The sequence below is a fragment of the Neisseria yangbaofengii genome (assembly GCF_014898075.1).
Classification (GTDB): domain Bacteria; phylum Pseudomonadota; class Gammaproteobacteria; order Burkholderiales; family Neisseriaceae; genus Neisseria; species Neisseria yangbaofengii.
On the sequence record NZ_CP062976.1, the window covers coordinates 1,281,622 to 1,300,967 of the forward strand.

General features: G+C 52.9%; 18 protein-coding genes. All 18 read right to left on the reverse strand.

Annotation, left to right across the window (positions count from 1 at the left end; genetic code table 11):
• Positions 1 to 11 precede the first annotated feature (11 nt).
• Entirely contained in the window at positions 12 to 1,010 is a 999-nt protein-coding gene (locus H4O27_RS06125; protein ID WP_165007716.1) for a conjugal transfer protein TraG N-terminal domain-containing protein, read from the reverse strand.
• Positions 1,011 to 1,022: 12 nt separating this feature from the next.
• Positions 1,023 to 2,579: a conjugal transfer protein TraH gene (locus H4O27_RS06130; protein WP_165007719.1), complete on the reverse strand. Its 1,557-nt coding sequence runs from the start codon at positions 2,577 to 2,579 to the stop codon at positions 1,023 to 1,025.
• A 12-nt stretch (positions 2,580 to 2,591) separates the two neighbouring features.
• Positions 2,592 to 3,587 carry a conjugal transfer protein TraF gene (gene traF / locus H4O27_RS06135; RefSeq protein ID WP_165007722.1) on the reverse strand — a complete coding sequence of 332 codons (996 nt, stop codon included), beginning with the start codon at positions 3,585 to 3,587 and terminating at the stop codon, positions 2,592 to 2,594.
• A 12-nt stretch (positions 3,588 to 3,599) separates the two neighbouring features.
• On the reverse strand, positions 3,600 to 4,637 hold the full coding sequence (locus H4O27_RS06140) for a tetratricopeptide repeat protein (RefSeq protein WP_165007725.1): 1,038 nt from the start codon (positions 4,635 to 4,637) through the stop codon (positions 3,600 to 3,602).
• Positions 4,638 to 4,647: 10 nt separating this feature from the next.
• Positions 4,648 to 5,796: a TraU family protein gene (locus tag H4O27_RS06145; RefSeq protein WP_165007729.1), complete on the reverse strand. Its 1,149-nt coding sequence runs from the start codon at positions 5,794 to 5,796 to the stop codon at positions 4,648 to 4,650.
• 9 nt (positions 5,797 to 5,805) lie between these two features.
• Positions 5,806 to 6,894, reverse strand: coding sequence for a TrbC family F-type conjugative pilus assembly protein (locus tag H4O27_RS06150; protein WP_165007748.1), 1,089 nt, complete (start codon positions 6,892 to 6,894; stop codon positions 5,806 to 5,808).
• A complete protein-coding gene (gene lepB / locus H4O27_RS06155; RefSeq protein WP_165007750.1) occupies positions 6,827 to 7,348 on the reverse strand; it encodes a signal peptidase I in 522 nt (173 codons plus the stop codon). Before lepB ends, H4O27_RS06150 begins: the two co-directional genes overlap by 68 nt.
• Positions 7,348 to 7,878 carry a hypothetical protein gene (locus H4O27_RS06160; protein WP_165007752.1) on the reverse strand — a complete coding sequence of 177 codons (531 nt, stop codon included), beginning with the start codon at positions 7,876 to 7,878 and terminating at the stop codon, positions 7,348 to 7,350. The genes lepB and H4O27_RS06160 overlap by 1 nt, the downstream gene beginning before the upstream one ends.
• Complete coding sequence (locus H4O27_RS06165) at positions 7,875 to 8,144, reverse strand: hypothetical protein (protein WP_165007754.1); 270 nt, start codon at positions 8,142 to 8,144, stop codon at positions 7,875 to 7,877. Before H4O27_RS06165 ends, H4O27_RS06160 begins: the two co-directional genes overlap by 4 nt.
• A 15-nt stretch (positions 8,145 to 8,159) precedes the next feature.
• The gene (locus tag H4O27_RS06170) at positions 8,160 to 10,667 is read right to left on the reverse strand and encodes a TraC family protein (RefSeq protein WP_165007756.1); all 2,508 of its coding nucleotides are present in this window, start codon (positions 10,665 to 10,667) and stop codon (positions 8,160 to 8,162) included.
• Positions 10,668 to 10,733: 66 nt separating this feature from the next.
• On the reverse strand, positions 10,734 to 11,150 hold the full coding sequence (locus tag H4O27_RS06175) for a single-stranded DNA-binding protein (protein WP_165007758.1): 417 nt from the start codon (positions 11,148 to 11,150) through the stop codon (positions 10,734 to 10,736).
• Between the two features lie 297 nt (positions 11,151 to 11,447).
• Positions 11,448 to 11,999 (reverse strand): hypothetical protein, encoded by a 552-nt coding sequence (locus H4O27_RS06180; RefSeq protein ID WP_165007760.1) that lies wholly within the window; start codon positions 11,997 to 11,999, stop codon positions 11,448 to 11,450.
• 233 nt (positions 12,000 to 12,232) lie between these two features.
• Positions 12,233 to 13,372 (reverse strand): AcaB family transcriptional regulator, encoded by a 1,140-nt coding sequence (locus H4O27_RS06185; RefSeq protein WP_165007762.1) that lies wholly within the window; start codon positions 13,370 to 13,372, stop codon positions 12,233 to 12,235.
• A gap of 303 nt (positions 13,373 to 13,675) precedes the next feature.
• Complete coding sequence (locus H4O27_RS13035; protein WP_226883461.1) at positions 13,676 to 15,127, reverse strand: hypothetical protein; 1,452 nt, start codon at positions 15,125 to 15,127, stop codon at positions 13,676 to 13,678.
• Positions 15,128 to 15,136: 9 nt separating this feature from the next.
• Positions 15,137 to 15,880 (reverse strand): hypothetical protein, encoded by a 744-nt coding sequence (locus tag H4O27_RS06200; RefSeq protein ID WP_165007768.1) that lies wholly within the window; start codon positions 15,878 to 15,880, stop codon positions 15,137 to 15,139.
• The gene (locus H4O27_RS06205; protein ID WP_193004366.1) at positions 15,877 to 16,521 is read right to left on the reverse strand and encodes an STY4526/YPO1902 family pathogenicity island replication protein; all 645 of its coding nucleotides are present in this window, start codon (positions 16,519 to 16,521) and stop codon (positions 15,877 to 15,879) included. Before H4O27_RS06205 ends, H4O27_RS06200 begins: the two co-directional genes overlap by 4 nt.
• A 15-nt stretch (positions 16,522 to 16,536) precedes the next feature.
• The gene (locus tag H4O27_RS06210) at positions 16,537 to 18,201 is read right to left on the reverse strand and encodes a ParB N-terminal domain-containing protein (protein WP_165007772.1); all 1,665 of its coding nucleotides are present in this window, start codon (positions 18,199 to 18,201) and stop codon (positions 16,537 to 16,539) included.
• 2 nt (positions 18,202 to 18,203) lie between these two features.
• On the reverse strand, positions 18,204 to 19,106 hold the full coding sequence (locus H4O27_RS06215; RefSeq protein ID WP_226883463.1) for a ParA family protein: 903 nt from the start codon (positions 19,104 to 19,106) through the stop codon (positions 18,204 to 18,206).
• Positions 19,107 to 19,346: the final 240 nt, after the last annotated feature.

Below are 19,346 nucleotides of genomic sequence, written 5' to 3' on the forward strand. Positions count from 1 at the left end.
TCCAACTCGGTCTAAATTTTGACCGCACGCGCAGACGGGTCGAGCGTTACACCGGAGCTGCCGCTCATGTTGCGGGTGGACACAATCTGATTAGCGGCTGCCGAAGCGCTTTGCGCGGTTGCCGGAGTAGTGTGGCTCAATACTTGGGCAGCAATGATTTTGCCGGCATCGGCACAGTTCATCGAAGTTTGGATGGCCTTGCCGCCGCCAGCCGGATCGGGAACCATAATCTGTGTCATACCGCTTTGATGGCCGCTGGTCAATACACGCAAAAAGCCTTCTTTGCTCACATCGCTCCAGCGCACATTCCAGCCACAGGAACGGGTGGCAATAGCCATATTGGTCATGATTAAGGCGTTTTCAGGAGTATTAAACTGACGGCGCAACTGCATCAGCGTACGCAGCGGACTGAAGAAGCCCTGCGTGCCGTGTACCGACAGATTGCCGGCTACCGGCCCTTCGACGGCTGCCGTACCCGTCCAGTTGGCATCGGGCAGTACGGTACTGGCCGTGTCGATGCCCTCGGTAAAACTCTTGCCCAACTTGCTGAACAAGCCCAACGTCCATGCCACACCGACCGGGATGTTGTCCACCTTACGGAAACGCACCGCACCGGCATTGCTATTCAATGCTTGGTCGTAATAGGAGGCAACATATACCGGCGTGGTCGGAATAATCGCGAACGCCAAAAAGATAATCATCAGGATGGTTTTGAACGGCTCGAATTTCATCGAGGTGGCCGCGCTCAGGCACATCAGCGTGATGGCAATCAGGATGGCCAGCTGGATGGCGGAGATGACCATAGAGCCGGAATCGCTGTTGAACAGCATGGCAATCATGCTGAAGGTACGGGTAACCATGTCGATGTCGCCGACCACCCAAATGGTCGAAATATCGGCATTGCCGGGAATTTCGCTGTCGGGAATGGCGGCATAGGCGGCCGGTACGAAAGCCGCCAATAAAGCCAAGACAGCACTGAGGCGGGTCAGGTGGCGTTTCAGGGAAGGCATGATACGGTTTCCTTATTTTGCTGCGGTGGTCAATCCGTTTTTAATCGCCAATGCGGTATCCAGCATCTGCGACAGGTTCTGCATGGTTTGGGAACGGGCGTTGAAGGTCAGGCGGTTGTTGGCTTCCTGCTCCAGTTTTGCCATTTGTGTTTTTTGGCTGTCACTCAGCGGCACGATATGCTTGCCGTTCTGGGTCACGTTGGCAGAGTAGGCCGAGGCGATGTTTTTGTTCATGGCCATCACCAGCTCTGCGCCCATCTGCTCCGCCCATGCGTCGGCAAAGGCGGAGACGGCTTGGGTTTGCAGGCGCGTACCGGATTTGGCTGCGGCGGCCAGCTTGCTGCGGATTTCTTCCGGAAGCGAATTGACGAAGGCAATCTGCTTGGTACTTTGGGCGATGGTATTGTCGGCCAGGTGCGCCATAATCGAATCGGGAGCGATGGCGGTTACGACGGAGTCCCCCATACTGCTGCTGTCGCCGTAGGCGGTCTGTTTGCCGGTCATCATATTGATGATGTAGCGTTTCACGCCGGGAAACTCGGTTTCGGCCATGGTCACAGTTTGGCAGCTGTCGGCCTTATTGATGTTGAAATCGGAACATTTGTAGCCGTCCAATGCCGCACCGGTCTCTCTGCCGTACACCAAATCACGGAACGACCAAATCGGTTCGTACACCTTGTCGCCTTTTTCTTTGGATTCCTTGGCAAACATGCCTCCGGAAGTGCTGGAAGCGGCATTGCTGCCGGTCAGCGCAATGGTGGTACCGTACAGGTTCATCGCCAGTTGCAGATAGCTCTGGTCGCCGCCGTAAGGCTCGGTATTGATACCGCCGCCGCCCTGACCGTTTTTGCCGAATACGCCGGCGGATGCCAGGGTATTCATCATGTTGTTGCCGTAAATGGTGGACTGGTCAGCCGCATCATCGGGACGGTTGGCATTTTTACCGGAATAGCTGCGCTTTTGCAGGGCTTCCGAAAAATCGGAAACCGCACCTTTGGCCGCACCCCATGCCGCCTCGAAACTGCCTTTGGTTTCGCCGAGCATGCTGCTCATCTGCGAAGTATCGCCGCGTGCCGCCTCAACCATCGCGCTGCTGATTTGACAGGTGTTTTTGGCGGCTCCGTTAATTTTGCTGGTCATGTCGTGCAGGCCACTCATGATGTTTTGGCAGGACGGACACATATTGTCCAAGGCGATTTTGAGGGCATAGCCGGTACCGTTGGCCATGATTGCGCGGATGATGTTGCGCATATTGTCCACGGAGATCATGGAAAACGAACCGAAGTAGGCATCAATGCCGCCGCAGCCGGCAGAAAAGCGCGGCGGGTCGTAGGCCAGAATATTGAACGAACGCACCGGAGAACGCATACTCAGACCGCCGAGCGAACCGCCGTAGTTACCGTTGACCGCGCCCAATTCGGGAGTGGTCGTCGTCCACATCGCGTCCATGCCGGAGGCGATGTCGGCCTGAACGGTCGAAGGCAGGGTGGCAAACAGCAGTGAGGCGGCCACTACGCCGATTTTGACGGTTGCGTAAGTGCGTTTAGCTTTGTTTTTCAGAATCGACATAACTCGGGTCTCCTACATTTTGTTTTTGATGATGCGGTTCAGCATTTTGACCACTTCGTCCATATTATCCGGATCTTCCAACTTGGTTTTGGCGGCATTCAGATCCTTGCTACTGATCATACCGCGCTCGTTTAGTTTGGCGATGTTGGTCAGGTTTGGGTCGGCCAGATTCATGTCGATGGCCGCCGTTACGATTTTTTGTTCCAACTCGCTCATGCTCATTGCGCCGTGGGCGACGACGGCCACGCGGTCGGGCGGAGCAACCAAAATGGTTGCAGGTGTCAGTTGGATGCCCATGCTGCGTGCGCGTTGTCCGCCACGGTCATAACGGATTTGCGCGGGTTTCATGCCGTTGATGACACCGCCGTCGGTACTGATGTAGCGCACCTGCATGTTGTATTTCTTTTCCAACATCTTGGTAACTTGGTACTGGCTTTGGCAAAAGGCGCAGCTGCTGTCGAAAAACATCCAAATACCGGCTTTGCGGCTCAAATCCTTGATGATGCCTTCTTTGGCCTGGTCGATCTGCCACAGTACCTGTTGGCGTGCCAAGGCGGAAATCGGTACGCGCACCGATTCGGACAGCATCGGGTCGGCATCGGTCACTTTTTTGCTCATACGGGCAAATTCGTCGGCCTTATCGAGCATCAGCCGGTTGACGTATAGATAGGCGCGGACGTTCTCTTCGGTCGGATTGGAAATCGCCAGCTCGAGCAGCTCTTTCTGTTTGTCGCGTATCCAGGTGGCGGAGCCGAACTCGGCCTTTTTTTCTGCCTTGGGTGCTTCTTGTTTTTCAGATGGCTTCGGAGCCGGCACAGCTTCCGGTTTGGGTTCTTCTTTGGACTTAGGCTTGGGTTTGGCGGCAGGCCTGTCCTTGTACCAGAAGTAGCCGTCGTCGGTAGCCTTACCGAAGGCGGAACCCTCTGCCAGTGCCTGCATGCTCCAACCCGCACCGACCAAAGCGGCCAGCATCAGACCGGCGGCGGTTTTTGTTTTCCAGTTTTTCATCGTATTCGGCCTCTATCGGATGGTGGCAGGGTCTTCAAACAGCGGCGCGGCGTAGTCGGACGGAGTAGGGCGGATGCCCCGGCGTTGCAGCCACATGGTGACGGAACTGCCGACCCGCTTCTGTTCGTCCGGCTTCAGACTGTTCATGGCGCGCTTGGCATAAGATGCGTACCGTTTGTCGGTTGCCGCCGCGATTTGCAACCAGCGTGCGGCTTCAAGACGGTTTGCTTTGTGCAGGCTGTCGCTTTTGCCGTAATAGCGTGCCAAAGCCACCATTGCGCCGCTGTGCCAGCGGTCGGCAGCACGGTTGTAATAGGGAAGCGCCGCAGGCTGGTTTTCAGCGGCAATCAGCAGGCCGTAACGGTAAAGCGCGTTCGGGTCGCGCATCCGGGCGGCATTGGCATAATGGCTGCGAGCCTCGGCCAGCTGCGCCGGTGCGGTTTTGGCGGCCGCTTCCTTAATCAGGCCGGCATGGTATTCGGCCGGCCAAAACACAGCGTTGCGGCCTTTACTTTCGCGGTATGCCTGTATTGCGGTCAGAAACCATTTCAATGCGCTGCGGCTGTCCGCCGCCACACCCTTGCCGTAGTAGTAGGCCAGGCCGAGGTTGTAGGCGGCCAAATGGTTGCCGGTCAGACTGCCGTCGGCATTTTTCACTGCTTTTTGATAGGAACGCAGCGCCAGTTGCATATCCTGACGGCCGGACAGTTTGCCGGTTTCGGCTAGGTAGCCGTAATACAGCGAAGCCCAGCGGTTGCCGCCGTTGGCAGCATCCCTCAGTTTGGCTGCATACAGGCTGTCGCCGTGGGTAAAGCGCTCGTACAGTTGGCGTGCCGCTTCCTGTTCGCTCGGTTTGCGCTTGTAGCCGGTTTTCGGCGCAGGGCTGTCTGCTTTTTTCTCTGCCGGTGCTTTGGCGGCGGCCGGCGTGCCGATGTTGCGGCGCTCTTCACCGAATACTTTTCTGTCCATTTCCTGTTTGCCGTCCTGTGCCGACGCATTCAGGGCGGCAAACAGGGTCATGCAGACGGCGGCGGTTTTAACGGTATTCATCTCTCACTCCTCAATCAAATTCACAGCAGTCCACCCAACGCCACAACAGATAAACCGCATCTTCGTCGCCGGTTTTCGTACCTTTCTCGCTGCGGCCCATGCCCCAACGCAGGCTGCTGGCTCCGAGACGGTGGGCGCAGCGGCTGGTAATGTTCAAAAAGCTCGCCACCTCTCCCGCGCCTTGCTTGACGGCCGCACCCAAATCCAAACCCTCGGCACTGCCGGAAGTCGAACCGGAAGAAGATTCGCTGTACGGATACAGCATGGTGGACTTAAATTCGGATTTGCGCGGAAAAGGAGCGGGTATCGGCGAACACAATGCGTTGTCGCCGACGGTACTCATGCTGGCAAAACCGCCGGTGCGGTTGGACACCATGATGGACCGGTTCAGAATCGTCGAAGTGGCAATGGTGCTGTCGCGCTCGGCCGACAGCGTACCGACGGCCGGCAGGTTGTTGCCCATGCAGCCGCCCAACCAAAAAGCGGTATCGTCGGCATAACCCCAACCGGCTCCGGTGGTATTGGCCACACAGGAGGCGGTATGCGCCGCCATATCGAACAGGGGATTGTTGGCGACGTTGCCGATGGCCATCCACTCCGGATAGAGCAGGTTGCTCCATACCTCGTCGCGTTTCGACCAGGTAGGCTGCAAGACCGAACTTTCGAAAGAGCCGCGATAGAAACAGCGCGGGATCCAGCCGTAAATGTTGTACAGCGGGAATACCCAGCTGTGGTAGTGATAGAAACCGGTATCGTATTTTCCTTGGCCGACGCTGCCGCCGTTGGCGGAAGCCTCGCCGGTCAGTCCGCCGACACGGGACATCTGTTTCAGAACCTGTCCGACTTTGTCGCCGTAGACGGGCGAGCAGGAAGGATTGCGCATGACTTCGACCAAGCGGGTAGGCAGCCACATACCGCGCGTATAGCCGTAGCGGACATACGGTTCTTTGCCGCATTTGCAGATACTCTTATTGGTCGCGTGCGGCGGATTGGGTACGTCGTTACCGGAAATAACGGTGTTGCCCATGATGCGTAAAGGGAAGGCCGAATCAAAGCAGAAGTCGGTGATTGCGCCCATACCGGCATTGGAACAGCTGTTAGCCGAAGCAAAACCGGCTGCTGTACAAAAAAGCAGCGCGGCAAGGATTTTTTTCAACATGACGGACTCCTACGGATTTTTCACTTCGACGACATCAAAATGCTTGCCGTTCTGACGGTAATAGGTCGGTACGGCTTTGACCTGCAACAGCTTGCGGGTTCTGTCATCCAACGGAGCGGCATTCAGCCCCGCACCGTCCAAACGGCCTAAGCGTGTGTACAGCACCACCAGAGCGGGATGGTATTTCTTCATGGCTTGGGCGAAACGTACCTGCCAGGCATTGCGGCCGTCGATGACCACCAAACCGCGCACGCCGGCCGGATCCAAGGCCAAAACATTGAAGCGTGTTCCGCGCGGATACAGAACCTTGCCGGTTTTCGGATCACGAATATCGAAAGCGGCCGTCTGATAAGGAATCAGGCGGGTAATTTTGCGCTCTGCGGCTGCCGGCAGGTTCAGACGGCCTGCCAAGGCTGCCTGTGCATCCTGACGGGCTTGTGCCGCTTCCTTGTTCCAGTCGCGCTTTTGTGCCTGTCGGCGCATAACGTCTGCCTGATCGGGTTCGCTCACGCGCCACTGCTGGCTCAGGCGTTGGTTGAAACGGCGCTCTTTGACCGCATTGACTGAGGCGTTGATGTTTTGTACACCCTGCACCAGATACCATTTGTTGTTGCTGTCTTGATGCGCCAGTGCCGGAACGTAGGTTATCCGGTATTCGGCAAATGCAGCCGGCTGCACGATGATGTTCGGCGGGTTTTTCTTGGCACGCTGCGACAGCTTTTTATAGAGGGTGTCGGTATAATCGAACATTTCCTCCACACTGCCGTTCCCCCAGCCACGATAGGCAAACACCACGTCTTTACGTCCGGCTCCCTGTTCCAACAGACCCAACACAATTTGTTCCGGCATGGAACGGCTTAAAAAGACCACTGTGCGCGTGTGCTGCAATTCCTCCATAGTCGGATTCTGTCCGGCCGGCAGACGGCGGCTCCCCGCCGTCTGCTGCTCGGCCTCTTTGGTAAACTGCACGCTGCGTGCTTTCTGCTGCCGGATCAGGTCGCTTAAAAACGCCGCATCATCGGCTTTTGCCTCAAAACAGAACGCGAAGGCGGCCAACCAAAGCGCTGACAGGATACGGACCCCGGTAGCGGGAGTCATACGAGTGTTTTTCCGTCCCATACACGAAAACTTCATCCTTTCCCAGACGGTATTCGGTATCCCATGCCGTCAGAGGTTTGTTCCACTTGCCGGCGACGTAGCGCACATCGCCCAAAAATTTGCCGTTGATGTACAGATTGCCGTTTTTGATCGTCACCGTGTCTCCGGGCAGTCCCGCAACCAGCTTGCCGACCATCTCGCCGTCTGCCAGTACCGGCTGCATGTTTTTGGCCGGGAACAGCACCAAATCGTAACGCTCCAACTGTCCGACAGCCTCTGTTTTATCCCAAAGATAGACCGACCACGGCAGACAGCCGGAAATCGTGCGCTCCAGCATGATGCCGTAACGCTCGGTAATGCCGACCGAGGCGAACTTGACCGCAAAAACCAGCGGTACCGCCCACAGGCCGCGCAGCCAGTCGTTTCGGGTCAGCTCTTTCCCCAACACCTTCATCAGTCCAACTCCGCTCCGCCACCGGCCGTACTGGTTGCCGGCAAGCCGCCGTCTTGAGGCAGGGAAGCCGGCGGTAGCACGGCAGTGGGCGAAACACCCGTTTGCGGTACAATCAGTGTAATGCCGAGTTCCTGTGCCACCTGCTCGGTAATGTCCGCCCCTTTAGGGTAGGTTACGACGGCCGAGCGTTGGACGATAATCATGCCGTCATCGAACATCCGGCTGAATTTCTCCTGCACCTGCTCGAGATTCTGCGTCAGCATCCGGCGCACCTCGTCAGGGTCTTGGTTGTGCGACCGGCTCATTGCCTGTGTCAGGTAAGACGCCGCCAGGCAGTCGCTGTCCACCACATAAAATCCTGCGGCAGGTTTAACAGTAAGGCCGAAAGACGACTGGTAAAAGTTGTAGCCGGCCAGCATCAGCGCCGCCGCCGCCAGCCCCAAGGCCAGCAGGCTGCCGGAGCCGTTGTCGGCCGTATCGGGACGGCCGCCTGTTTCCTGCTGATTGTCTGTTTGGGTTTCGCTGCTCATGCCTGCTCCTTTTCAGATTCCGTTTGTGCCGTTTTACCTTCATAACGGGCGGCCTCGGCCATCAGACCGTCAATGGTTTGGCGTGTCGTTCCATCCCCGTAATAGTGGGCTACCCGTTCCCAATCGAAGTGTTCGGCTAGCGGTCCTTCCGCCGTATCGAAAACAACATCAATCCAACCATCGTTCTCGGCACCGACCACCACGCCGGTAATTTCCGGTGTTTCGCGGTAATACACCAAATCGCCGAATGAGAATGTCGCGCTCATTGCATAATCCTTGTCTTAGTCAAACGTACCGTCGCCGTAACGGTTCCAGGCTTCGCGGCGGATAAGGTCCGCCACTTTCTCACCGGCACGGATGCGGTTTTTCAAATCGGTAAAAAATGCCCCTTCGGTACTGAACAGCACGCGGTTGAATGGGGTTTCGATCAGCCACACGATACCGGCCGTCTCTTCGCCGGAAATCAAGACGAACTCGCCGTACTCGCCTTTGACCGTATGGATTTTCTGCAACAGGCTCGAAATATAGGGAGAGGGCTTGAACCAGCCTTCCCGCGTCGCCTGTTCCAACGAATCGCCGGTCTGACGGAACATGAATTTGGTGTAGGTCGAACCCATGATGTCGTAACCGAATTTGGTGGCGAATACCTGGTTGAAGGTTTGTCCGACCACCCATACGCCGCCGTCTTCTTTACGGACTTTGGAACACAACTGCCCCGTCCATTGCGCGAACGGCGCATCCTTCAGCAAGTCGCCGCACTCTTCCAGCCACAACAGCCGTTTGCGGCCGTCGTGTTTCATAAACATTTCCTGACTGATGCCGGTGGCCGTCATCATCAGCACCACATCGTGCAGATGGCGGTTGGTCGCCAATCCCGACATTTCCAGCACCGTCCAGTCCGCCTCGGTACGCAGGTTGTTTTTACCCCGGAACCAACGCCCCATGCTGCCGGTCGAGCCGAAAGGCATCAGCAGCATGGCCAACTCATGTTGTTTGCCGCTCATATGGCCGCTTTGTGCCTGCAAATACTGAATCACATCGGTTACTTCGGCATCATTGGCTTTGGCCGTAAATACCGACTGGATTGCTTCCATCAGCAGGGCGCTTTCCAAATCGTCCAAACCTTCGGTCGGTTTGGCCATCTTCCCGAAAATCGGAATCAGGATTTCCATCTCGCGCTCGATGTCGCTGATACGGGTAAACGGATTCAGGCAGATGTCGGAGTTCGGATGGAAGTCGATAACCTGTGCGCCGGCGATTTGCGCCGCCGCCACATAACTCATGCCCCGGTCGATGGTCCAAACCTTGGTGCCCAGCGACAGTTCGTCCTGAATCATGCGCTGAGACAGTACCGATTTACCCTGACCGGACTGGCCCAAGATCAGACCGTTGTAGTTAGAGTTCTGCGGGTCGAAAATACCGAATCGGAACGGTTTGCCGCGACGGGTGGTAAACAGGCTGCGGTTGCCGAAACCGCGCCATTCGTCCATCACCGGCAGCAGGTGTGCCGCCAGAGCGGTCGGCATGGTTTTAAAACGGAACGTCCGTTTGATGCTCTCCGGCGATGCGTTCATCGGCAGCGTATTGAAGAAGCTGACTGCCGGTAACAACCGTTCCTGACGCATCAGAAAGCCGTTACTGCGTAAATAGGCCGCCATGCGTGCCAAACTTTCACGGATCTGCCGGCGGGAATGATGGAACAGCGAATACGTCGTGCAGACCTCGACCACCTGTCCGCCTTTGGTGGTTTCTTCCTGTATCATTTTGAAACCCGCGAGACGGCGGCGCAGACGCGGGGAAATATTCAACGCTCCCGGTACTTTGGCTGCCCGTTCCGTCATCAGGTGGTCGGAACTGACCTTGCTGCGCTTTTTATCCTGATTCGGAAAATGAATCGTGGTCTGGAACATATACGGCATACCCGGCTGCGGGCCGCTGCCGCTTGGATGACCGATCAAATCGATCATGCGCGACATATGCCACGGCTTCTCTTGGGTCGGATAACGGTCGATGGTCAGAATGCCGACGTTTTGATTTTTACCGTCATGCGAAAAGCCTTTACACAGCAGCATTCCCTGTCGGAACATTCCCCAATCCACCGATGTTCCCGGTGGGAACAGCTGCACGTTCAACGGCATTTCCTCATCAATTCCGCCGTCCCATTTGCCGTCCATATCAAAGGGGCGCCGCATAATCGCCATCGCTTCGGAACGGTCAGCCAACCGGATATTGAGGCCGGCCGAGCGCAACTGGCTCAGACACTGGCTGTACAGCCGTTTGAACTCCTCACATTCCTTCATAAACTTGCGGTAGTCTTCTTCCGATCCGTCCAAAGGGCGTTTGGTTTTAAGCGGAATCTTGAGCGTCCAAGTACACACCGGTTGCAGGATTTTGGCATCGCTGGCATGCAGCAGTTTGCGTTTCGTTCCCTCCCGAAGATATTCGGCACGTCCAGCTACCGCTTCTTTAGCCAAAGCGACCGACTCGTCGCCGTAAGCACCCAGGCGTTCCGCCTCGTAACGGCCGGTTACTTCGTCAATGTCGGGGATGCCGAAATTGTGAAAAGACATCAGCGTGCCTGCCGGATATTGGATTTCCAGCAATTCGTCAAAGGAATTACCCATTTCCGCATTCCAGCCCGGAAGCGGATCGAACAGACCCATGGTCGCAATCGCATTTTCGTTTTCGTAATAGAAAATTCCGTCAGCATCATCGCCGGCAATCAGGCTGACAAATTGACGGCCGCCGTCGCGGTTGCGGTTGATTTCAAAAATATCGGGTTTAGACATGTTTGCCCCAAAGGTGAGAGTAGCCAGGGGCGGCAGAAGGCCGCCCTTATTCCGTATAACAGGGAATCAGAACGGCGAATCGTCCGCTTCGGAATCGTTCGGGCGTGGCGGACGTAAGGTGACGGATTCGATGCGGGTCGAATCCAGATTGAGGTAGATGTCTTCTACGCGGATTTTACGGGTACGGTGAACCACACCGTCTTTCTCGTAAGAACCGATGCTTTCGCGGCCGGTAATCGTTACCGGCAGACCCTTGACCAGAATACCGGCCAAATGCTCGGCACGGCGCTCCCAGTATTCGCATTCGACCCATTCTGTATGGCCTGCGACATAACGGCGCTCGCCCGACGAATTATCAGGACGGTATTCGGTAGAGGCGATGGAAAAATTTAGTACGGTGGCTTCTTCGCCGCCGGAACGTTGGGTTTTTTTGAGGGTAATGTTTTGACCGAGATTACCTCGGATTTTCAAATCAATAGACATAGCAGGCATTCCTTGCGGATTGCCTGTGTTTTGAATATGGTAGAACAGAAATTCTACCGATAGAGATGGGGGTAGAGTGGAATTTACTCCCGAATTTTTTAGTTGTCAATAGGTTTTGTGAAAATTTTGCAGGCGGTCATTTTCAATACCCAAACGGTTGAAATTAAATGGAATAAGCATAATGCTGCCACAGGAAGCGTATCTCGCGCACAAACCTCCGACTCATCTCTGCCACAGATATTTCTCCTTGCACAAACATCAGGGGTGTTCACCCCCTGAACACCTCCGGTTTCCGCCTCAGTATCCGGGCAGATCTTCTTCAATCGGGTTGTAGCGCACCTTATCAGGCAGCATCTTTTTTTCAAAACCGCTCACAGCCAACGCTGCCTCAATTTCTACTTTCATGTCGTATAGCTGCCTCAGCCGGAATACCAACAACCCCGCACGGTGGAAATAGTCCTTCATGGCAAAATGCACTTGGAAGTGGATCAGAATTTCATCGAACGATGCGTTCTTTTTTTGCAGCAACTCGAAAACCTGTTCCCATTCGTTGAGGTTTTGTCCCCGATACAGAAAACACACATAGGGAATGTGGTACTCGTCCCGGGGATAATACGGCAGGTTTTTACCCATACCGTAGTTCCTACGGGAACGAACCCCTAAAAACAAAATGCCCTGTTCCCGCATTTCCTTGACTTCTGCGGCAAACACCTTCGCATCCATAGTCAGCTCGCGCCATTCCGTTTCAAAACGGCGGATTTGCCCATCTACGGCATCAATGCCCTTAATACGTTTCAAACTGCCGAAACGCCCGTATAGCGTATCCGCAGTCATATCTTGTCGTTCCATACTATCCACTTGCCGGTTAATGATTTCTAATCAGCCCACGGTATTGCCATGACGGAAATGTCCGCAACGCATACGCTGTATCCGCAGACAGGGTGTATAGGGGGTATACACCCTGATATTCGTTTCTGTGGGTGTATAGGGGGTATACACCCATCTTCGCCCCCCTTACCCTTAAAAGCCTTTTAGTGTGCGGACTTTAATGACACGGATTTTCCACCGAAGAAAATTCACTCTTATGCTTCTTCCCCGACAGCCAAAAGCCCGTATTGCGCCGCATAAGCCGTCATTTTTTCCAAATCGGCAGCCGAGAACGGAGAGCACAGGAAAATGTATTGCGGTACGGTCTCATAGATCAACACATTACGCGGAATAGGATCAACCGCCTTTTCATCGATCGCCGTTTTCAGACGTTTGCCCAGCGAACCGTCTTCATCATTCAGGAAGTCGTGACGGGAAAGGTTTTTAATCTTGCGCATTTTCATTGTGACCAAATACAGATTTTGGTTCAATCGTCTGATTTTCGAACCTCCTGCACGGATGATTTCGTTACATACCGAGTTTTCCAACAGACCTTTCAGCATCAGTGTTTTGGCCAGACGGATATACAGGTCGTATGCTGTCAACAGTTGGATCAGACTGAAACCGTAACCACGGATATGGCCGACAGGAATGCTGACCGGCTTTTCGTTTTCAACCACACCGATATGGATGCCGGAAGTGTTGACCCGTTCCACCAACAAACGCATTTTGTCGGTTTCGGTCTTCAAAAAAGCCGCCGTCTGAGACAACTCGTGTTCGAACCGAATCAGTGCGGCATGGGCAAACGGATTACCGTCTTGGGTCATTTTAATCAGTTCAGCCGTCAATGCCATTACATAACGGATACCCGGCCAGCGTTCACGGATACGGTTCTTATCATTCATCCCCTCCCATGCACGTACAGCCTGTTTGGTATGCAGCAACACATAGTCCTGTTGGATATCACGCAGTTTGCCGATACTGTCAAACTTGGAATCCGCGCTCATAAAAATTTCGATATCTTCCAAAGAAGTAGCACCGGCATTTTTAAAAAACGGATTGAGGCTGGCAGCCCCCATACGAGGGGCGAGACGTTTGTCTCGGATATATTTTTGAAGCAACTGCCTGTGGCTGGAGAATTGGCGCACCGCCTCATATTCGGGATTATCCTTCGGAACGCTGAAAATATTGATCTGATGGACACCGCCAAACAAATCGCCTAAACGCTTTTCTTCGCCGTCATAGTCATACCCGTTGGAGAAGAACGACTGCTTGACCGTCGGTATTTTCTGAGACCATTCGGGCGGTGTTTGAATGGCGAAAGGCGGAATAACGATATGGTGTTTTGCACTCATGGAAAAGCTCCTCGGGTTAAGTGGATAAACTGGTCGGATTTTTGAGCCAGCTGCGGAAATATTCGTTTCTGTATAGGGGGTATACACCCTGATATTCGTTTCTGTGGGTGTATAGGGGGTATACACCCTGATATTCGTTTCTATGAGTGTTCAGGGGGTGAACACCCTGCAAATTTCAGCTTCGCCCCTTACCCTTAAAAGCCTTTTAGTGTGCGGACTTTAATTACACAGATAACCGACATCTCGGAATCTTGCTTAATCAACTTCCGAAACGTGGATTTTCACTATCGGAGATTCATGGTTTTAACGGGTGAGTTTCTGTTTCAGCATCTTCTGTATATCGGCAAAGACTTTTCTGCCAAAATCTTTTTCTTTCGGGGTTTCAGACGGCGCTACTGTTTCCGGCAATACTCGGTTGGCTGTCATGCGTGCTGTTTCAATTCGCATGTTTCTCACAATGGATGCAAATGAGTAGGTTAAGCCTTCGGGACTGGCAGCCTGTTTGCACAAGTGTGTCAGTAAACCCAGCGGACTGTTGACGGGTTTAACCTGACCGGCAATCTCATCAAGAATTTCCTGATATTGGTCGTGGCTGCCATTGGGAAAGTACTTAACGAAGATGTGTTGGCAGTCTGTTTTCAATTTGGACAGCTTGGAGGGGTATGCCAAACCGTCAAAACGGATGTCTGCATCCCCATTGGAAGGAGCAGGTGTATCAACCACTACCACATCACATCCCTGTGAAGTTCCAGTACCGGTGTTTGTTGTAGTTGTAATATCCTCCGTAGGAGGATTATTGTAATTATTACTATATATATTTTGCCGATTAGTCACTTCTGGCTTTCCCAAATCGTCACTTCTAAACTTCTGACTTTCCCCTTTTGTTACTTCCGAGTTTGCCAATTTGTCACTTCCCAAATCCTGCCCCGTTTGTGCCTTGCGTGCTGCCAATACACCCAAACGCATTTCCGGCTTCAGGGTGAGGCTGATTTTTTCTTCCAGCATGGCCATTAGACGTGCGCCATTGATGTGGCTGAAGATACGGGCGTTCTGCTCGTAATGCTTTTCTACCAGCAGACCGGCATTCTTCAACATGGTTCGGGTACGCTGCTGAGGTTTGTAGCCCAGCATGGTAGCTTCTTCCCATTCTTTGATGGTGGCCGAGTAATACAGACGGCGCATCATAAAGGGGTTGTTCAGATTGGCGTGACGTGCGCTTTGGTGAAGGGCATTCGACAGGATAACGGCGGCATGGATGTCACCGGTCAACCATACTAAATCGAGGTGGTACACGATGGAGTCGCTGAAATAGTCACGGATAAATCCTAATTCCTGTTTGCGCCATTCCTCAATGGTCAACTGGGTAATATGCGTTAAACCGAAAGATTCGCAAATGGCTTCAGACAATGCCTCCAAATTAACACGCACAGCCAAACGCGCACCCTGGCCGATACGGGCAACCTGAATCAGGTTGAGTTCGACCAGTTTGTCTTTGCACAATCCCTGTTCACGTTTGGTCAATCCTGTTTCTTCTTCCGTTTCGGCAATAGATTTGAAAATCCAGCCGTCACGGATTTCGACATTGATACCGACCCGCAGCCAGTAAAGCAGTTGTGACAGATAGGAGGCAGTTTTAAGGCTGCCGGTAATCTGTATCAGGCTGCGGTGTACTACGATACGGCGGCCTGACTGCAAGCGCCGCCAACAGGCAATAAGATTGCCGTTGAACTCTTTCGGAGGGAGCAGTTCGTTCATGATGCCTCCCTATGCCTGCGGGTTATGCAGATACTGCCATGACAGATCCGCTATGGCTTTATGGTTCAGGCGGAATACGGTCAGTTCGTATAAAGGATGCCGACCCGCTTCCAATAATCCGGCTTTAGCCAAAGCTTTCATGGCGTGCTGTTGCTCTGCCTCATTCAACATTGACATGGTCTTTACCTGGTTCTCGGTATAGAGAATCCATTCACTAAAATCACCGCGTTTGTCGGGTGTTTGATAGCGTTGTTGTGCCTGAACCATAAAATAGAACAACACATCGTTGATTTTGAGGCCGGATTGCAGCATGGCTGCCGCACACAGCCGGTCAACCGGAACGGACGGCTTCATGCTGTATGTGCTGTCGCCGCGCAAAGCGTTATCCTGTTCGCGCAGCGCATCAGAGAAGTGTTTTTCGTTCAGGCTATATACGGTATTCATCCCGGAGCGTTCAGACAACAAAAAGCCCTGTTTCTTCAATAGACGGCGCACGTTATGCCATCGGCTCTGCCCAAATCCTAAGCCATCACGCATATCGGCATCGCTGATGGTTACTGACTGACCATAAGGGCAGCTACGAACCATCCATGATAAGAAGTAACCGGCATAGGTATCGCCCGCCAACTGGCCGTAAGCGGGAACATACAGCACCGGTTCTTCCATCAAAGAGCCTAATACGCTGGTAATGACTTGGTTCTGTTCGATTTCCACAAGTTCGGGATACTCGTACAGGTTTAATACATTGTTCATTTCAGATACTCCGAGATGGCAGTATTCAACTGGGAAAGGTCATAGTCGGGAAAGGCTTTGTGCAGCAGTTGATAGCGCGTATAACTGTCTTTCTCCTGTTCGCACAATTCCTCCCAGTAAGCTGCAACCGTCAGTTGCTCTTCCAGCTCCAGTGTTTTACGTCGGCCGACTGCTACCGGCAGGTTCATTTCTGCACGCAGTTTCTTAATGTCGGCCGATGCCAGCATCGCGCACATATTCAGGATCATGATGTTACTCGCACCATGAGCAACCAGCCATTCGCATTGCTGCATCTGGCGTTGGCGCTTCTCGTTCTGTTCGCGCTCGATACGCATGATTTCCTGTAAAGTGTTTAGGTCGATACGGACTTCTAATACTCCTGCCAGGCGTTCGGCAATCGTGCCGACTTGTTCCGCTGTCAGTTTGCTCAGATATTCGAATACCTCAGCGTATTTACCAATCATCACGGAATTGGTTATGCGTTCCTGCTTGCATGGCGAACCGGCAGCAAGGATATTCAGAATCTGTGCATAGAGCGGGGCGTTCTTGCCTGTCAGCCGCATCTTGTAGGTATCTGCAGCCGACATCACGACAGGTTGGCGGCGTGCCGTATTTCTCAACATTCTTCGTTCGGGAAACATACTCCGTCCTCCTCGTCAAACGGGTTTGAACACATCCATTTTCGGCCAGCCGCAACGGTGTGCATTGATAACCGCCTGCAGATATTCGAACAACAGCGGTGACAGTTCTTCATCACCCGTCATCAGGTAATAGACGTTCAGGTTCAGATTGTCGAAACCGCCCGCTCCCAAAGTGTATTCAACCACGTCTTTAAATAATTCCGGATCGCGGTAAGCGGCCGCCAGTACGGGATGTCTGCGTTCGTTTGCCAAAAACGGATTGTATTTTTGCAGCATATCAGGCGAACCGAACAGTTCGGATTCGTTGCTGGTCTGCCACAAATAACCAAAGACGACTGAGGCACGCGGATGACGGATGTTCAGACTGCCGTTTATCAGCAGGTTACCGCGCCATTCGTCACTGGAAAAATCCGGCAAATCCAGCATGTAGCCGTAAGGCATTTTGTCGTCAAATATTAGGAAATCACGGATGTTGGCTGCATTTGTTAGGTTAATCACAGCAGTATGCAGGGCTTTGATTGCCTGATTTTCATCTAAGGCTACCGCTGCGGCAGCCGAAGGCAGGGTTACGGGATTATGGGCAGAATCGGAAGTAGGGGATTCGGCCGCAGATTGAGGAAGAGGGCGGTTACTGGTTTCAGTTTCGCGTATGAATGCCTCGTAATGCGGTTCGACCGCCTTCCGAGCCACGCTGTCGCTCTGCACATCAGGCGTTGCTGTTGTTTCCGCTTTTTCCTGCGTCTCCGAATCGGACGCTGTTCCAGTTTCGGCGGCGGAAGCCGCGCCATGGCCGCTTGGAGAAGCTGTCCCAGTTTCCTGTTTGATGCCGTAAACGGCCTCAAACTGCTGTTGCAGATATGCTTGAAGCGCCGGAACATCGAGTTCCGTCTCTTCAATATGGTCGCTGTGCCATGTATCTAACGTAGCCTCCCAAAAGTCGGCAAACGCTGTCCCAGTTTCATGCTCGGAAGCAAGCTGTCCCAGTAATTCGTTGTATTGTTTGCGGATGGCCGAACTTTTAGATAAGGAAAGGTCATTACAGAACTTGCCGAGTGCGCTCAGGTTGTCAGTAGCAAAGAAGTAGAGAGATACTGCGCCTAATGAAATAGACAGGCCTTTTTTACCAAACTCATCCACCAACTTGCGCAAACCCAAGGTTTGAGAGGATTTTTCTTGCAACATATCGCGGATTTCCGCATACGCGCAGGCTTTGTCCCAAAAAACCATATCCGCACGCTGTTCGTTTTCAATCAGGTGGGCGATTTGGATGTCTTCGTCGTTGGTGTATTCAATATAGATGCACGGAATGCTTGCAAAACGGGCATCGTCGGTTTCCTCATACAGTTCTTTGACGATTTTAAGGCGAGTATTACCGCCTTGTGCCAGTATGTATTTACCGGAATCGGGGCGACGGGTCACATGCACGGGGTGCTGTACGCCCGATGCGCGGATAGAAGCTTTGATTTGTCCGTACAATTCCTCGTCGTGTTGGCGGCGGGGATTTTTGTCGAAAAAATCAATGTCGTTGACTGATAAATTGAGGAACATGCCCGGCATATTTTGCGGGGCAGTATTCAGATTCATACCGGTTTGTGTCGGATTGGCAACGAGCAGGCTGGAATTGACCAAGCCGCCCGTCAGTTTCCGAGTCGGTCTGATGGGTTGGTTGCCGTTGGACATGATTATTCTCCCGCTGTATCGGTTTCAGGTTCTTCTGTACCGTATTCGCTGTACAAATCGGCCATATTATTGAAGAAAGTGCCTTCCAACTGCTGATCTTTAATCGGCGGGAAAAGCTCATACACGAGAGAAGTCATTACTGAGAGTGCAGATTCGGACTTGCCTGCGTGTTCGCGTTCGTGGCAATGTACCGGAATCCGATAAGTAGAGGCTTCCAAATAGGCTTTGGCATACGGAATAACCGTGTTCAGAATCTGATTTTTACCGTCAATGGAAGTATTGAATTCGGCTTTGATTTCATCAGCAATCAGACGGGCATTACGCGAACGGTCTTGCGCGTAAATCAAGGCACGCAGAGGCGGAACCTCTAAGTTGATGGCCGAACCGAGGCTGAGGCGTTCCAGCAGACCCAACGTACCTTTCAAAAACTCACGCGTGCTGAGTGCGCTCGGATTGATTGGGCTGAGGAGCATGGTTGAAGCATAGACAACAGCATCCTGAACCGGACCGACAGCTCCTTGGGTGTCGATAATAACAATATCGTAATTGGTCTGAATGAACGGATGAACCAGCTTCGAACGCAGCAAAACGGCGCGGTCGATGCGGTTTTGGACATTGATACGGACATCATCCGACAGGTTGTTTGACAGGATAATGTCCAAATTCGGATAAACCGTATTGGAAACGGTAGATGAAATGGTATTTTCGGAATTATCTCCCAAAAGCAACTCGACAATACCGTTCGGTGCAACGTAATGCAGCGGATAGTATTTGCTCAAAGATGCTTGAGGGTCGGCATCAATCATTAATACACGGAAGCCCATATCGGCAAGCATGCCGCCGATGTTTGCAGTAACAGTTGTTTTTCCTGTTCCACCTTTGGTTCCCACGGTTCCAAGAGTCATAATAGGCATAGGATGACCTTTGTAAAATTGCGTTAAAAATAAGCCTATACCGTATATCTTGACTGTTTTAAACCACTTCGAACGCCGGTTTGGAGATTTTACCAAAGGCAGCGTTCTTTGATTTCGCATAATGTATATTATGTTAAATTTTAGACTGAGGCTCCGAAGTGTCTGAATTTGGCAACGGCATCCCACCGTCAAAAGGCATTATTTATCCCCCTTTTTTGGGTAAAAGATGGA

What these genes read in the sequence shown, in the direction of transcription:
- H4O27_RS06125 (WP_165007716.1), bottom strand. Translation starts at nt 1,010, where the DNA reads ATGCCTTCCCTGAAACGCCACCTGACCCGCCTCAGTGCTGTCTTGGCT.
- H4O27_RS06205 (WP_193004366.1), bottom strand. Translation starts at nt 16,521, where the DNA reads ATGTTTCCCGAACGAAGAATGTTGAGAAATACGGCACGCCGCCAACCT.
- H4O27_RS06165 (WP_165007754.1), bottom strand. Translation starts at nt 8,144, where the DNA reads ATGAGCGCGACATTCTCATTCGGCGATTTGGTGTATTACCGCGAAACA.
- H4O27_RS13035 (WP_226883461.1), bottom strand. Translation starts at nt 15,127, where the DNA reads ATGAACGAACTGCTCCCTCCGAAAGAGTTCAACGGCAATCTTATTGCC.
- traF (WP_165007722.1), bottom strand. Translation starts at nt 3,587, where the DNA reads ATGAAAAACTGGAAAACAAAAACCGCCGCCGGTCTGATGCTGGCCGCT.
- H4O27_RS06200 (WP_165007768.1), bottom strand. Translation starts at nt 15,880, where the DNA reads ATGAACAATGTATTAAACCTGTACGAGTATCCCGAACTTGTGGAAATC.
- H4O27_RS06175 (WP_165007758.1), bottom strand. Translation starts at nt 11,150, where the DNA reads ATGTCTATTGATTTGAAAATCCGAGGTAATCTCGGTCAAAACATTACC.
- H4O27_RS06130 (WP_165007719.1), bottom strand. Translation starts at nt 2,579, where the DNA reads ATGTCGATTCTGAAAAACAAAGCTAAACGCACTTACGCAACCGTCAAA.
- H4O27_RS06210 (WP_165007772.1), bottom strand. Translation starts at nt 18,201, where the DNA reads ATGTCCAACGGCAACCAACCCATCAGACCGACTCGGAAACTGACGGGC.
- H4O27_RS06140 (WP_165007725.1), bottom strand. Translation starts at nt 4,637, where the DNA reads ATGAATACCGTTAAAACCGCCGCCGTCTGCATGACCCTGTTTGCCGCC.
- H4O27_RS06150 (WP_165007748.1), bottom strand. Translation starts at nt 6,894, where the DNA reads ATGACTCCCGCTACCGGGGTCCGTATCCTGTCAGCGCTTTGGTTGGCC.
- H4O27_RS06185 (WP_165007762.1), bottom strand. Translation starts at nt 13,372, where the DNA reads ATGAGTGCAAAACACCATATCGTTATTCCGCCTTTCGCCATTCAAACA.
- H4O27_RS06145 (WP_165007729.1), bottom strand. Translation starts at nt 5,796, where the DNA reads ATGTTGAAAAAAATCCTTGCCGCGCTGCTTTTTTGTACAGCAGCCGGT.
- H4O27_RS06180 (WP_165007760.1), bottom strand. Translation starts at nt 11,999, where the DNA reads ATGGAACGACAAGATATGACTGCGGATACGCTATACGGGCGTTTCGGC.
- lepB (WP_165007750.1), bottom strand. Translation starts at nt 7,348, where the DNA reads ATGAAGGTGTTGGGGAAAGAGCTGACCCGAAACGACTGGCTGCGCGGC.
- H4O27_RS06215 (WP_226883463.1), bottom strand. Translation starts at nt 19,106, where the DNA reads ATGACTCTTGGAACCGTGGGAACCAAAGGTGGAACAGGAAAAACAACT.
- H4O27_RS06160 (WP_165007752.1), bottom strand. Translation starts at nt 7,878, where the DNA reads ATGAGCAGCGAAACCCAAACAGACAATCAGCAGGAAACAGGCGGCCGT.
- H4O27_RS06170 (WP_165007756.1), bottom strand. Translation starts at nt 10,667, where the DNA reads ATGTCTAAACCCGATATTTTTGAAATCAACCGCAACCGCGACGGCGGC.